The organism is Streptomyces albicerus, from assembly GCF_008905045.1.
Lineage (GTDB): Bacteria > Actinomycetota > Actinomycetes > Streptomycetales > Streptomycetaceae > Streptomyces > Streptomyces albicerus.
The window spans coordinates 87538-100573 of the sequence record NZ_VWMY01000044.1 but is presented as its reverse complement, the minus strand read 5'-3'; the positions used below and the strand labels follow the sequence as shown (position 1 = coordinate 100573).

13 protein-coding genes are annotated in these 13036 nt (G+C 68.8%); 6 read left to right on the top strand and 7 right to left on the bottom strand.

The genetic code is table 11. The annotated features are described in order from the left end of the window. Nucleotides 1-409: response regulator (locus GAS53_RS34875; protein ID WP_151481761.1), on the bottom strand; the 409-nt coding region annotated here is incomplete at its 3' end. A gap of 87 nt (nt 410-496) precedes the next feature. Between GAS53_RS34875 and GAS53_RS34870 the strand changes: the two genes are divergently transcribed. Continuing rightward, nucleotides 497-1150 carry a M15 family metallopeptidase gene (locus GAS53_RS34870; protein ID WP_151481760.1) on the top strand — a complete coding sequence of 218 codons (654 nt, stop codon included), beginning with the start codon at nt 497-499 and terminating at the stop codon, nt 1148-1150. 23 nt (nt 1151-1173) lie between these two features. Next, entirely contained in the window at nt 1174-2292 is a 1119-nt protein-coding gene (locus tag GAS53_RS34865; RefSeq protein WP_151481759.1) for an endonuclease/exonuclease/phosphatase family protein, read from the top strand. Nucleotides 2293-2359: 67 nt separating this feature from the next. On the opposite strand, the gene GAS53_RS34860 is transcribed toward GAS53_RS34865, so the two are convergent. Next, nucleotides 2360-4051, bottom strand: coding sequence for a dolichyl-phosphate-mannose--protein mannosyltransferase (locus GAS53_RS34860; protein ID WP_225859274.1), 1692 nt, complete (start codon nt 4049-4051; stop codon nt 2360-2362). 169 nt (nt 4052-4220) lie between these two features. Here GAS53_RS34860 and GAS53_RS34855 point away from each other — a divergent pair, with 169 nt between their 5' ends. Beyond that, nucleotides 4221-4478: a hypothetical protein gene (locus GAS53_RS34855; RefSeq protein WP_151481758.1), complete on the top strand. Its 258-nt coding sequence runs from the start codon at nt 4221-4223 to the stop codon at nt 4476-4478. A gap of 231 nt (nt 4479-4709) precedes the next feature. Here GAS53_RS34855 and GAS53_RS34850 read toward each other — a convergent pair whose 3' ends face one another. Beyond that, entirely contained in the window at nt 4710-5216 is a 507-nt protein-coding gene (locus GAS53_RS34850; protein WP_151481757.1) for a SigE family RNA polymerase sigma factor, read from the bottom strand. Between the two features lie 352 nt (nt 5217-5568). Here GAS53_RS34850 and GAS53_RS34845 point away from each other — a divergent pair, with 352 nt between their 5' ends. Continuing rightward, nucleotides 5569-6318, top strand: coding sequence for an SDR family oxidoreductase (locus GAS53_RS34845; RefSeq protein ID WP_151481756.1), 750 nt, complete (start codon nt 5569-5571; stop codon nt 6316-6318). Between the two features lie 360 nt (nt 6319-6678). Here GAS53_RS34845 and GAS53_RS34840 read toward each other — a convergent pair whose 3' ends face one another. Next, the gene (locus GAS53_RS34840; RefSeq protein ID WP_151481755.1) at nt 6679-7554 is read right to left on the bottom strand and encodes a PaaX family transcriptional regulator C-terminal domain-containing protein; all 876 of its coding nucleotides are present in this window, start codon (nt 7552-7554) and stop codon (nt 6679-6681) included. Continuing rightward, on the bottom strand, nt 7551-8195 hold the full coding sequence (locus GAS53_RS34835; RefSeq protein WP_151481754.1) for a GNAT family N-acetyltransferase: 645 nt from the start codon (nt 8193-8195) through the stop codon (nt 7551-7553). The genes GAS53_RS34840 and GAS53_RS34835 overlap by 4 nt, the downstream gene beginning before the upstream one ends. Nucleotides 8196-8308: 113 nt before the next feature. Between GAS53_RS34835 and GAS53_RS34830 the strand changes: the two genes are divergently transcribed. After that, the gene (locus GAS53_RS34830) at nt 8309-9373 is read left to right on the top strand and encodes an alpha/beta hydrolase family protein (protein WP_151481753.1); all 1065 of its coding nucleotides are present in this window, start codon (nt 8309-8311) and stop codon (nt 9371-9373) included. A 411-nt stretch (nt 9374-9784) separates the two neighbouring features. Here the strand turns inward: GAS53_RS34830 and GAS53_RS34825 are convergent, their stop codons facing one another. Continuing rightward, the gene (locus GAS53_RS34825) at nt 9785-10276 is read right to left on the bottom strand and encodes a hypothetical protein (protein WP_151481752.1); all 492 of its coding nucleotides are present in this window, start codon (nt 10274-10276) and stop codon (nt 9785-9787) included. Nucleotides 10277-10468: 192 nt separating this feature from the next. Between GAS53_RS34825 and GAS53_RS34820 the strand changes: the two genes are divergently transcribed. Then, nucleotides 10469-11758 carry a tetratricopeptide repeat protein gene (locus GAS53_RS34820; protein ID WP_151481751.1) on the top strand — a complete coding sequence of 430 codons (1290 nt, stop codon included), beginning with the start codon at nt 10469-10471 and terminating at the stop codon, nt 11756-11758. Nucleotides 11759-11903: 145 nt separating this feature from the next. Here the strand turns inward: GAS53_RS34820 and GAS53_RS34815 are convergent, their stop codons facing one another. Continuing rightward, the gene (locus GAS53_RS34815; RefSeq protein ID WP_151481750.1) at nt 11904-12839 is read right to left on the bottom strand and encodes a LysR family transcriptional regulator; all 936 of its coding nucleotides are present in this window, start codon (nt 12837-12839) and stop codon (nt 11904-11906) included. Between the last annotated feature and the right edge of the window lie 197 nt (nt 12840-13036).

Sequence of the window (13036 nt, the reverse complement as noted above, 5' to 3'; positions counted from 1 at the left end):
ACTGCTTCCGGGTCAGCGCCACGTAGCGGCCGTCGCGGTAGACCTCGCGGCGGAACGGGTCCAGCCGCAGGCCTGCGATCTCCCGCACAGGGGGCCGGCTGTGGGCGCGCCTGCGGTCGAGCGCCCTGAGCCTGAGCACGAGCTCTTGCAGCTCGAACGGTTTGGTGAGGTAGTCGTCGGCCCCGAGCTCGAACCCGGAGGCCTTGTCGTCGAGCCGGTCGGCTGCGGTGAGCATGAGGATCGGCATGCCGCTGCCGGAAGCGACGATGCGTTTGGCGATCTCGTCACCGGACGGCCCGGGAATGTCGCGGTCGAGGACGGCGATGTCGGCGGCGATCGCTTCCAGGCGCAGACCATCGCGGATGGCTTCTGCCAGATAGGGCTCGTCCTCGACGATCAACACACGCATGCTCTCGATGCTAGAAGCCGACGCATATCGTCGACATATCGAAAAGCACATACGCGCCGGCAACACCGCGCTGCCTTGACTGACGGTATGGCTCGAATCCCACCATCAGCACGAACACCGACGCGCCAGTTTCGCCGGCTCCTTGTCGTCGGCCTGTTAGCCGTCCTAGCAGTGATCACCGCAGTCCTCGGCTACCAGGTGCCGAAGTCCTCGTCCCCCTCGGCCTCCTTGTCCCCCTGGGCCGCATCACCCTCGAAAACTCCTCGCAGTGAGCACCGTGGTGCGCTCGGCGAGGCCGACGGTGTGGTCCCCGACGGCGTGACGGTCTTCGATGACGCGATTCCGGCGGTGGCCAAACTCGATCCAAGTCTGCTCAAGGCTCTCCGCCAGGCTGCAACGGCTGCCGCGGACGACGGAGTCGAGTTCTACGTCAATAGCGGCTGGCGTTCCCCGGAGTATCAGAATCAGCTTCTTCGCGAGGCGGTCTCCAAGTACGGGTCTGAAGACGAGGCCGCCCGATGGGTGGCCACCGCGGCGACGTCTCCTCACGTGTCGGGGGACGCGGTCGACATCGGGCGGTCCAATGCCACGGCGTGGCTGTCCGAGCACGGTGCAGAGTACGGACTGTGCCAGATCTACAAGAACGAGCCCTGGCACTACGAACTGCGCACCCATGCGATCGATCGTGGTTGCCCCCGCATGTATGCCGACCCCACCCAGGACCCGAGGATGCAGCAGTGACCGGCAGTGAGCGAGGACTGACGATGGCGCAGGTGGACACGGCGGAGACCGGACAGGACGGCGCCCGCCGCCGGGATGTCGGCTCCGGAACCCGCCGCGCGCGCATCCGCCGGGGTGCCGGCTCCGGCGCCTGGCGCGAGGGCATCCGCCGGGTGGTCCGCATCGGTTCCCGGCCGGGCCCGTGGAAGCGCGGCCTGGTGCTCGTGGCGCTGGCGCTGCTGCTGGGCCTGCTCATGCTGCTGCACGCGAAGATCCCGAACCGGATCGGCGGCCTCGGCAGCCTGGTGGAGACCTTCCTGCCGTGGTTCGGACTGTTCATCCCGGTGCTGCTGGCCGGGGCGCTGTGGCGCCGCTCCGCCTCCGCGGTGGCCGCGCTGCTGCTGCCGGCCGTGGTGTGGCTGCACCTCTTCGACGGGCTGCTCGGCGACAAGTCCCACCCGGGCGGCGACCTCACCGTGGTCAGCCACAACGTCGGCGCCGCCAACCCCGACCCGGCCGGCACCGCCCGCGACCTGGCCGCCTCCGGGGCGGACCTGCTGGCACTGGAGGAGCTGACCGAGCAGGCCCGGGGCACGTACGAGCAGGAGCTGGCGAAGGCGTACCCGTACCACACGGCGCGGGGCACGGTCGGGCTGTGGAGCAAGCTGCCGCTGTCGGACACCCGGCCGGTCGACATCAAGATGGACGTCGGGCCGCTGGGGGACACCAAACCGGTCGACGTCAAGATGGCCTACGACCGGGCGCTGCGCACCACGGTGGCCACGAACCAGGGTCCGCTGGCGGTGTATGTGGCCCACCTGGGGTCGGTACGGGTGAATCCCAGAGCGGGCTTCTGGACGGACTCGCGGGACCGCAACGCGCAGGCGCTCGCCGAGGCCGTCGCCGCCGAGCAGAACGAGCGGGTGGTGCTGCTGGGCGACCTGAACGGCACCATGGACGACCGCGCGTTCGCCGACCTCACCTCGCAGCTGCGCTCGGTCCAGGACGCGTCCGGGGACGGCTTCGGCTTCAGCTGGCCGGCGAAGTTCCCGGTGGCGCGGATCGACCAGATCCTGGTCCGCGGCGTGGAGCCGGAGAGTTCGTGGGTGCTGCCGGCCACCGACAGCGACCACCTGCCGGTGGCGGCCGGAATCAGCTGGTGAACACCATGTCCCGCCACGAGCCCCATCGACGAGCGCGCCGGCATGCTGGCCAGGAGCCCAGCTCTGTTCAGATCCAGGTGTCGAGCCACATGCGGATGTGCCAGCTGGGATACGGAATCGTGAGACCCGTGTAGATCGGGAAGAAATAGATGAAGTTCCAGACGATGAGCAGGACGAGCGTGCCTGCCGCCACCGCACCGCGTGCCCGGCGTTTCTCACTCGAACTCGGCGGCCCCAACAGCGCGCCCAGCATCATCGCCACCGCCAGACACAGGTACGGCACGAAGACGACGGCGTAGAAGGAGAAGATCGTTCGGTCCTGGTACAGGAACCAGGGAACATAGCCCGCGCCGACGGCACACAGGACGGCGCCCGCGCGCCAGTCGCGACGCAGCGCCCAGCGGTAGAGCAGATACACGAGTGCGCAGCACGCCGACCACCACAGCAGCGGTGTGCCCAGCGCGAGGATCGCCTGTGAGCAGCCGGACGCCGCATGGCAACCGTCCTCGCCGCGTTCGGGCGACTGGTAGGAGAACAGCACGGGACGGCCGAGGACCAGCCAGCTCCACGGGTTGGACTCGTATTTGTGCGGGGTGTGCAGTCCCACGTTGAACTCGTAGACGCCGTACTCGTAGTGCCACAGGCTGCGAAGGGATGCCGGGATCCACGACCACGGGCCGCCGCGGTCGTCCGCCCAGTGCCGGCCGTAGCCCTTGTCGGTCAGGAACCAGCCGGTCCAGGTCGCCAGATAGGTCACCACGGCCACCGGCACGAGGGACAGTACCGACCAGCCGAGGTCCTTGCGCAGCACCGCCCGGTAGGGGTGGCGCGCCCCCGCGACGCGGCGGGCGCCGACGTCCCACAGCACGGTCAGGACGACGAAGAAGGCCATAAAGTACAGGCCATTCCATTTGCTGGCGGCCGCCAGGCCGAGGAAGGCGCCGGCCGCGATCCGCCAGGGCCGCAGGCCCGTCCCCATACGGTCGCCGGTGTGCCGGTCGGGGCCCGCCAGGCCGTCCGCGTCCACCGGCAGGGCGGCCGCGAGCCGGGCCCGCGCCCGGTCCCGGTCGAGGAGCAGGCAGCCGAACGCCGCCAGGACGAAGAACATGACGACGAGGTCGAGCAGCGCGGTGCGGCTCATCACGTAGTGCAGGCCGTCCACCGCCAGCAGCAGCCCGGCCAGGCAGCCCAGCGCCGTCGACCGGAACAGGCGGCGCCCTATTCGGCACAGCATCAGCACCGACAGCGTGCCGAGCACCGCCGTCATGAAACGCCAGCCCAACGGGTTGAGGCCGAACATCCACTCACCGACGGCGATCACCCACTTGCCCATCGGCGGGTGCGCGACAAAGGCCCCGGTGTCGGAGAGCGGGATGACCTGCGGATCCGCCAGGATCTGTGGGTCGGCGATCTTACGGTCCGGCCAGGTCCCCTCGTAACCGAACCGCAGCACGGACCACGCGTCCTTGGCGTAGTACGTCTCGTCGAACACGACGTCCCGCGGGCTGCCCAGACGCCAAAAGCGCGGCAGCCCGGCCAGGAGCGCCACCAGCAGCGGCCCGCCCCACCCCGACCAGCGCGCCAGCCGGCCCGCCGCCACCGGGGACAGCCCGAGCGTGCGCCACAGCCGTGACCCGGGCTCGGGAAACGGCACCACCAAGCGGTCGCGCACGGACGTACGCGGCCGCTCTACGTACCCGAAGCGGCGCAGCCGCCGCTCCCAGGAGGTCGGTCGGCTATCCGCCGCCTTCCGCGGCACGTCGACAAACGCGGTCGCGTTCTCACGGATCACGGGGGTCAGCTTTCAACTCGTGGAGAGCAGGACAAGCGGGGATCAACTGCCCGGCGGTCGGTGGCAGTCACGCCGGCTCAGCAGCCCCACTCATCGGGACCGCTTGAACCTGGCCAAGGCGCTACCTTGCTACCTGGTGGTTGACGTCCGTGTCGGCATCGGGACCGGCTCGGACGTTGAGGGGCGATACGGCATCGGCACCGGCCGGGTAGTCGACGTACAGGTCGGCATCGGTACCTCCCTGGCAGTGGAAGCGGGGCGGGCCGTCGACGGCACCGGCAGCGGCCTGGGAGTTGACGTGCAGGTCGGCACCGGCGCCTCGTTGGCAGTGGACGCGGGGCGGACCGTCGACGGCATCGGGGCCGACTCGGCAGAGGTGACGGGCCGGGGCTGAGGGCCAGTAGGCCGGCCCTGAGCGAAAGAGCTGGGCAGGACCATCAGTCCGACTCCCAGTCCAGCAACGGTCAGTACGGATCCGGTGGCCATCCAGGCCGCCCGGGCCCGCCGTCGGGCGCGAACGCCGGCTTGCAGTCGGTATCGGTGCCGGTCCTCATAGGGCGTGTCCTCCTGGCTGTCACGCATCATCCGTGCCAGCTCCTGCTCGAAGTGATCCATGGCTCCTTCTTCACTCCACCGGATTGGCTGCCTCAGCCAGAAGCTGCCGCAACCGTGCGACACCGCGTGCGGTGAGTGAGCGGGCGGTACCCACCGGACACCCCAGCACCTCCGCGACGTGCCGCTCGGGCAGGTCCTGGTAATAGCGCAGCACCACCGCAGCCCGCTGCCGCGCAGGCAGCAACGCCAACATGGCCTCCAGCCGGGTCCGTTCGTCCACGGCGGCGGTTTCGTCTGCCACCTCGGGCGGGTCGGGCAGCTGGTCCACGGGGTGCTCACCCCACCAGCGACGCCGTGCCGAGCGAGCCGCGGCACGGACCAGAACCCGGCGCACATACGCCTCGGGCGCCTGCTCGGCCACCTTCGGCCAGGCAAACCACAACTTGACAAGCGCCTCCTGCAGAAGATCCTCCGCCCGGTGCCGGTCTCCGCCGGTGAGCAGCCGCGCCAGGTGAAGCAACGCCGACCACCGAGCCGCCACGAACCGGTCGAACGCGTCGGCCCGCAACTGCCCCATCAGCGTCGTCCCTTACCTCCACACGCCCCTACATCTTCATAAAGACACTGGCCCCTGCCCCGCTATGCACTCCCGACATGTGGTCTGGCTCACACATGCCCATGCTGACATCGGCAGCGCGGGCGGGAGCAGCGCCAGCAGTTCGGGACGCCTCGTGGCGTCGGAGCCAACGTACTCGCGCCCCTCCGACGGGATGCAGCGCGGGCCTCGAAGGAGGATCGTGCAAGGAGTAGCGAGGATAGTTCTACTATTTGCGCAGGTCAGAGCGATTCAATGGGAATACCAGTTCTTCCGAGGAGCAGGAAAGTACCTGTTCTTCCGCGGATCCCATGACATCGCGAAGGGCCCCAGCATGAAGACCGTTCTGATCACTGGCACCTCCTCCGGATACGGGCGCGAGACCGCCCTCTACTTCCACGCGCAGGGGTGGAACGTCATCGCCACGACGCGCACGCCGCGTGCGGGCGTCCTGCCCGAGTCGGACCGGCTCCGCGTAGTCGAACTCGACGTGACCAAGCCAGATTCCATCGCCGCCGCTCTCGAGGCAGCCGGCCCCGTCGACGTCCTGGTCAACAACGCGGGCGTCCCCTCGATCAGCGTGTTCGAGGGCACCCCCATGGCCCGTGTACGGGAGGTCTTCGAGACCAACACGTTCGGCGTGATGGCGACGACCCAGGCGGTGCTGCCCCAGTTCCGCGAGCGCGGCTCCGGCGTGGTGGTCAACGTGACGTCCAGCGTGGTGCTGGGACACATGCCGCTCTCGGCCGTCTACAAGGCGAGCAAGATGGCCATCGAGGGGTTCACCTCATCCCTCTCGCTTGAGCTCGCGCCCTTCGGTGTGCAGGCGAAGACGGTCGAGCCGGGTGCCTGCCTGACGACGAACTTCGCGGTCAAGGCGACCAACGGCGCCTCGCTGGACGAGCTGGTCCCGGCCCCCTACGCACCGTGGGCGAAGAAGGCCATGGACGACTTCACGGGCCAGGGCCTGTTCACCAAGGAGAGCGATGTCGCCGAGACGGTGTGGCGAGCCGTGCACGACACGACCGGCCAGCTGCGATTCCCGGCCGGTCCGGACGCGGTCTGGCTCGCCCAGGCGAAGTGATCAACCAGCGGCCGAGCTTGAAACCGCACTGATGCCACGAGTCGGCCCCGCGCGCTCGCCCGCGCACGGGGCCGGCTTCGCGGTCCGGCATCCACCCGGACGAGACCTGCGCGCACACGTCGACAGGATCGACTGAAGGGCGCCTGCGTCCGCTCACTGCTCGAATCGGCAACCCCGGTCGGTCCACGGCTAGTTGGCCGAGCGGCCGCCCCTCGACCGAACGCAGCGCGGCCAACTGCTCCTGCACGATGGCGCGATGACGGCGCAAAACCGTGATGTGACGCGCGTCTGTCCCAAGGGCGGGGTGCTCGCTCGGTGCCTTCGCCCAGCAGGCATAACCTGCGCCGTCTGTTCCCGTCTTCAGCGCGTGGCCCGGTCTGCCGCTTCTCGAGTGATGTCGGCGTAGTGGCGGAAGAGGGCCGGTCGGGCTTCTCCGTGGTCGCGTTCGTGCAGGGCCGCCCAGCACCGGGCGATGAGCTCCCGGGCCTGGGTGCCGGGCCAGGGCTGGGGCAGGAGCTGAGGCGGCAGCAGCGGGTCGGGCTCCATGGCGCGGGTGAGTTCGGCCGCCAGCTCGACAGCGATGGTGAGGAGTTCGGACGGGGAGAGTCCGGCAGAGCCGGTGAGCCGGTCGAGGCGGGGCCGGGCGATGCGGCTCAGGCGGTGGTAGCGGTCGGCGATCTCCTGCAGGGGCCATAGGCGGCGGGCAAGTTCGGCGGGCTCTTGGGTGTCGCCTCTGCGTAGGTCGGTCGTACTGAGGAGGGTGAGCGCACCGTGGGCGTCGAGGCGTTGCGCCGCGTCTTCGACGTACGGTTCCCAGGCGTTGGCGCAGACGTACAGTCCGCCCTGGAGGGGGGCGCCGCCGAGGTGGACGAGTGTCTCGCGCAGGGCGTCCCGGGCCGTGCGCGCCGATTCGGGGACGGCGAAGGCGGCCAGGTGCCAGACGCCGTCCCAGGGGGCGAGCCCGGCGTCCTGGCGGAATGCGTGCCGCAGGAAGTCCGGGTTGGGGGCCAGGGCTTGTGTGGTGTCTTCCGTGGCGTGCAGCACTGCTTTGCGACCGCGGCCTTCATGGGTGAACCGGTTCTCGGCCACGAGGCGCTTGACGCAGAGCCGTACCTGCTGGTCGCTCATGCCGAGGGTGGCGGCGACGGTGTACAGCTCGTCCGCGCTGACCGTGCCGTCCTCCCGGATCAGCGCGTGGACGAGCATGCGGGTGGGGATCTCGACGTGGTCGGTCACGGTGTGCACAGTCCTCTCGGCCCATCCGCCTCGACAGGGCGATGCATGGTGGTCACCGCGCCGAATCCCAGCAGCCTGCGGAGGTACGGCGTGTGCTCGGTCCGTACGGCCGCGAAGCCGCGCCGCTCGTACAGGGCTCTGGCACGCGGATTGGTGTCGATCACGTCCAGTCTGATCTCCCGACAGTCCTGCTCCGCCGCGACGGCGGCCACTTCCTCGATGAGCAGGCTTCCGACACCGCGGCCGCGAACGTCCGGGGTGACGGCGATGCCGTCCATGACGAGCTGTCCGGGGGCCGGCTGGCGTTCGAACAGGGCGAGGAGCAGGAGTCGATGCAGTCCTCCCAGGTGTCCGTACGCGCGCAGCACGGCGGAGGCCGACCCGCCGGTGAGGGCCCGCCCGCCGAGCTGGTAGCCGGCGAGGCCGACGAGCTGCCCGTCGAGGAGCGCGCAGACCGCGCGATCGGCGTTCAGGTGGGCGGCGATAAAGGGCACCGCCTTGCCCGGCGGATTCAGTGCGGGACCGAGTTTGCGGCCGAAGGCGTCCCAGTACAGCTCGGCCGCCCGCCGCTCGGCTCCAACCGGAACGCCTCGCTGGACCGCCACCGGTCCGGTCCCGGGGCCTGTCGCGTCCAGTCCCATGCCGTGCCCCCTCTCGCACTGAAGCTGAAACCCAAATCTATCGTACTCAAGACGACCGTTCTCACAATGATAGTTTTGGGTGCTGCGCAAACCCGAACTGAGGCGGTCATCCCATGTGTCCAAAGACCCAGCCCCGACGGCGCGGGCTCCGCATCGCCGTGTGGTCACTCGTCACGGTCCTGGTCGTGGCCGCCGGTCTCGTCGGTGTGGTGCTGTGGCAGAACTCGTACGACATGGACGAGCAGCGGGTCTCGATCCGCCACGGCGGCCACACCCTCAACGGCGTACTGGCCACCCCCAAGGACGGCCGCAAGCACCACGGCCTGGTCGTGTACGTCCACGGCGACGGCCCCGTCGACGCCACCCACGACGACGGTTACAAGCCCATGTGGGAGGCGAACGCCAAGGCCGGGTACGCCTCTCTGTCCTGGGACAAGCCCGGCGTCGCAGGCGCACCCGGCAACTGGCTCGACCAGTCCATGGACGACCGGGCCAACGAGGCAGCCGCCGCCATCGCCTGGGCGCGCGCCCGCCCCGACATCGACGGCGACCGAATCGGGCTCTGGGGCGCCAGCCAGGCGGGCTGGGTCCTGCCAAAGGTCGCCGCCAAGACCCCGGTACGGTTCGTCATCGCCGTGTCGCCCGCGATCAACTGGCTCCAGCAGGGCCGACACAATCTCCTTGCCGAGCTGCGCGCCGACGGCGCATCGGCAGCCCGCACCAAGGCCGCGATCGCCAAGAGCGACACCACCCGCCGACTGCTGGAACGCCGTGCGGCTTTCGAGGAGTACGTCAAGGCCATGCACGGTGACACGGACGGCATGACCGCCGACCGCTGGGGCTTCATCTCCAAGAACCACACCGCGGACGCCACGCAAGACCTGCGCGCCCTGCGCGGCATACCGGTGTTGCTGACCCTCGCAGGCCATGACATCAACGTGGACACCGCCGACACGGAGCGCGTCTACCGCAAGGTGCTGGACACAGGCGGTGCACTGACCGTCAAGCGCTACCCGAACGCGGCCCATTCACTGCTCAAGCAGTCCATCGAGCAGTCGGACGTCAAGATCACGCTCACCGCGCTCTTCTCCCCCCGCTCGCTCTTCGCGAACGGATTCCTGGACGACCAGCGACGTTTCCTCAAGGATCTCGGCCGAGGCAGCAACGCCACTCCATGACAGTCCCGCAAGGTCGGCCATGGCGCACGGTGCACGTTCGTGTGTACCGCCTTGAAGCGAACGCCGACACAGCCGGTTCACCTCCTGGCGTAGCTGCAGTTGGGGGGGTATGCAGGTATGCAGTGCCTCCAGCGCGGCTTCCAGGCCGTCGGCCGAGGCGCCTTCCTTCCTGACAGCCCTTTAGATGTCATGTCACATCATGTTGTGCTCAGCCAGTATTGAGCCGAAGGAGGCGGCCGTGAACGAGACGTTGACCGCGTCAGCGGTCCGGGAGCCGATGGACGTGGCCCCGGGCCGGGTGGCCCGAAACAAGCCGCTGGAGTCCGCGGGCGAAGTGCCTGGCAGTCGGAGGACGGCGATGCACAAGGCGCCGCCGGGCCTGAGGACTTCATCATCGAATCCCATACAGGCTCAAGAGGTAGTGGAAGAGATCCAGTCGTCGTTGCACCGATGACGGTCCAGGCCCACGGCCTCGAATTCGTCCTCGCTCAGACCCCTCCTGGCGCCCAGCCGCCGAAGAGCGTGCGAAATCGGGCTGACTGCACGAGAGAACCGCTCGAACCGCGTCCTCGTCGGCACATCCAGCGGCCCCAACACCACTGCCTGATCAGCCCAGACGGCAGCTCGTTGCTCGCCGACGCCACCGAAGTACTCGGCCTCCACATAGGCCATCGGCCCTGCGGAGGACCACTGAGCGAGCAGCCTCTCGAAGCCTCCCGGCAGCCGCCAAAACCCCAGAGCCCCCGCAGCGCCGCCGTCCGTCACGGCATCGAAGACCTCATCCGTCATCGGCATCAGCGACAGGCCCTGCCGAAGAGGAGCCACGCGGGCGCCAGGAATGTCGCGTGACGCGGCACGGAGCAATTCGTCTCCCGCGATCACTGCCTGCAATTCGTAACCCACCCCAGGGCTCTCCCCACCGACTCGAGACCTCATCTTGCCTGATTCGCACGGTTCGAACAGCCGGACTTACCAGTGACCCCGAGGGAAGTGATGACACACCCATCATGACAGGTCAAAGGGTGTTTGCGTAGGACGAACGGCACAGGTCACCAGCCTTGTTCGGCCCTCTTCGAGACGCCCAGAATCTCCGTTATGAATCACTCGGGGAAAGTAGATCAGGACGACATTCTGCGGGCACGGAATGTACTGCTCGCATCGGGACGCCGCACTCCACGCGAGGAAGTCGGCGCCTACCGGGTGCTCGCCCAGGTCAGCCCCTCCTCCTACCTGCCCCTCCTGGTCAAGGCCCTGCAACGCTTGAGTTACGACTCCGGCTCCGGCTCCGGCGAACGGCATGCAGCCTGTCTCGCGCTGCGCGAGGAGGCGGTGGCCGCGGCGCGGGCCATCGATCCGGCCGAACCTGCCCGTGCGGATCTTCTGTACGAGGCACTCGACACGTGCCAGACAGAGCTGTACACCCTGGGCAGACGCGCCGAAGGCCTCGCCATGCGCGCCGAGATGCTCGCCATCGGCCGTGTTCAGGCCGAACTGTCCGGAGACCCCGCGGTCAAGGGGCTGCGTGACTGGGCTGCCGGTCTCTCCGAGGAAGGCCGCTATGCCGAGGCTGCCGATGCCCTGGCCGAGTGGGTCGCGGCGATCCTGCCCGACGGGCCCGGCGGTGGGGCGCTCGCCTGGTCACTCCTGGAGTGGATCGCCGCTCTCGATGACGCCGGCCGGTCCGGCGAAGCACTCGCGGCGTTCGAGACACTCGTCAGCACGGAAGTGGTCGAGGCCGCCAACGACCGCGGCCCGATGGCCTGCCGTCTCTACTCACTGATCGGGTACGCACGGATGCTCGACACCTGCGGCCGAGGTGAGCAGGCGGTCGCCGTACGGCAAGAGGCACTCGCCTTGCTGACGGAGTTGGCCGCCACCGGTGAGCGTAAGTCCTGGAGTGGCTATCAGGCGTCCTATTGGGCGGTTCTGCTGTCCTTCTCCGACGCCGACAACGAGCGGCCAACGTCCGGTGGACCGCGTCCGCCCTCGGGGGCGACGCCCATGCAGTGGTCCCCCGATGCCAAGCGGCGCTACTTCGGCAGCCTCGTCCCTCTGCGTGAAGCGGTGGACACCCTTGTTCCGCGAGCCGCCGACGATCCGGACCAACACCTGGCCGAACTGGTCCGGCTGCACCGGGTCCTCACCGTCCGCGCCGCTGTCTACTGGGAGCACCGCACTCATCTGTTCGCGGAGCGAGTGCGCTCCCTGTTCGATGGCGGGGTGGGCCTGGCCCGCCGGCTGTCCCAGCACCACCCGGCTGACGGAACCCCAGCACTGGCCAAGATCCTGATAGACCGATCGACCTTCCACACCGCGGCCGGCGAGTTCGGGCCGGCCCTCGATGACTTCTGCCAAGCCCTGAGCTGTCTGGGGGAGGCCAACTGACGCGAGTCAGCCGACGTCCGCATCAGGCGCCGCACCCTTGCAACAGGCCCAGGAGCAGGGCGCGGTGTGCGGAGCAACGGACGGTCGTCATGAGTCCCACCAGGGCCAGGACCATCAAGACGGTGAGGTGGGTGAAAGCGGCGGTCTAAGCGCGCTGGGCCCACTTCGGTGTCCAGATCCCGCTGTCGGGGCGGCCGGGGTATGCGGAGGTGAGATGGTCACGCAGTGCGGTGAGGGCGGGGTGCGGGTTGTCGGTGCGCCAGATCAGTGAGTGCGGGTAGACCGGCGTCGGGTCACGCAGGGGGATGCGCCGCAGGTCGTGGCCGGCAGGCCAGACCAGCGGAGTCTGCTCGCTGACGAAGGTCGCCAGCGTCGAGGAGCCCGCGATCGTGTCAAGGAGGGGCTCGATACCGAAGTTGGGGCCGACCGAGTCGATGGTGAGACCGAACGTGGCGGCGAGTTCGTCATAGTAGGCGGCCCACTCGGTGCCGGGCATGTTGCCGGGCATCCAGATCCGGCGCCCGGCGAGCTGGGCGGGAGCGATCGCGCGGGCGGCGGCGAACACGTGAGCCGGTCCGGTGAACAGGTGCAGTGGTTCGTCGAAGACCGGAGTCGCCTCGATGCCGTCAGGGAGCTGCCGGCCCGGCATGCTCACGGCGCGGAAGGTCGCGTCGATCGTCCCGGACCGGACGGCGGCGATGGCCGTGTTGGAGTCGAACAGGGTCACGACATCAAGATCGGTCTCGGGATACGCACGGTGGAAATCGCGTAGCAGTCCCGCCACTGAGAGTCGGCGCCCGATCACGTCGACACGCAACGCCCGGCGCCCTGGCCGCACGGAAGCGGCTGCCCGTTCCTCGGCTTGGAGGAGAGCCCGGGCGTAGGGCAGGAACGCCTGCCCGTCGATGGTGAGCCGGGCTCCGCGGGCCGTACGGCTGAACAGCTGCACACCGAGGTCCTTCTCCAGTACAGCGATGCGCTTGGAGACGGCCTGCGGGGTGATCGACAAGTCGGTGGCGGCTTCTTGGAACTGTCCCGCGTCCACGGCGGAGACGAAGGTGCGCACGGAGGTGAGGTCCACGCCGACCATCCTAGGCGGACAACCAATCGTTGAGTCTGGTCGGCGAAATGGTTGTTTGATTCCCGTACGCCACGCCCACTTTGATGTCTCTGGTCAACGTGCGGTTTGGCAAGCAGCACGGCAGGAGGCGTACTGCCCGGCAGCCGGGCGGCGTGACCGCGTCGCGACGTGTCGAGCCGTCCCGCCGTCTGGCGATG

Excerpts from the sequence above, each read along its gene's own strand:
- GAS53_RS34830 (WP_151481753.1), top strand. The coding sequence starts at position 8,309 with ATGTGTCCAAAGACCCAGCCCCGACGGCGCGGGCTCCGCATCGCCGTG.
- GAS53_RS34820 (WP_151481751.1), top strand. The coding sequence starts at position 10,469 with ATGAATCACTCGGGGAAAGTAGATCAGGACGACATTCTGCGGGCACGG.
- GAS53_RS34865 (WP_151481759.1), top strand. The coding sequence starts at position 1,174 with ATGGCGCAGGTGGACACGGCGGAGACCGGACAGGACGGCGCCCGCCGC.
- GAS53_RS34870 (WP_151481760.1), top strand. The coding sequence starts at position 497 with ATGGCTCGAATCCCACCATCAGCACGAACACCGACGCGCCAGTTTCGC.
- GAS53_RS34845 (WP_151481756.1), top strand. The coding sequence starts at position 5,569 with ATGAAGACCGTTCTGATCACTGGCACCTCCTCCGGATACGGGCGCGAG.
- GAS53_RS34850 (WP_151481757.1), bottom strand. The coding sequence starts at position 5,216 with ATGGGGCAGTTGCGGGCCGACGCGTTCGACCGGTTCGTGGCGGCTCGG.
- GAS53_RS34835 (WP_151481754.1), bottom strand. The coding sequence starts at position 8,195 with ATGGGACTGGACGCGACAGGCCCCGGGACCGGACCGGTGGCGGTCCAG.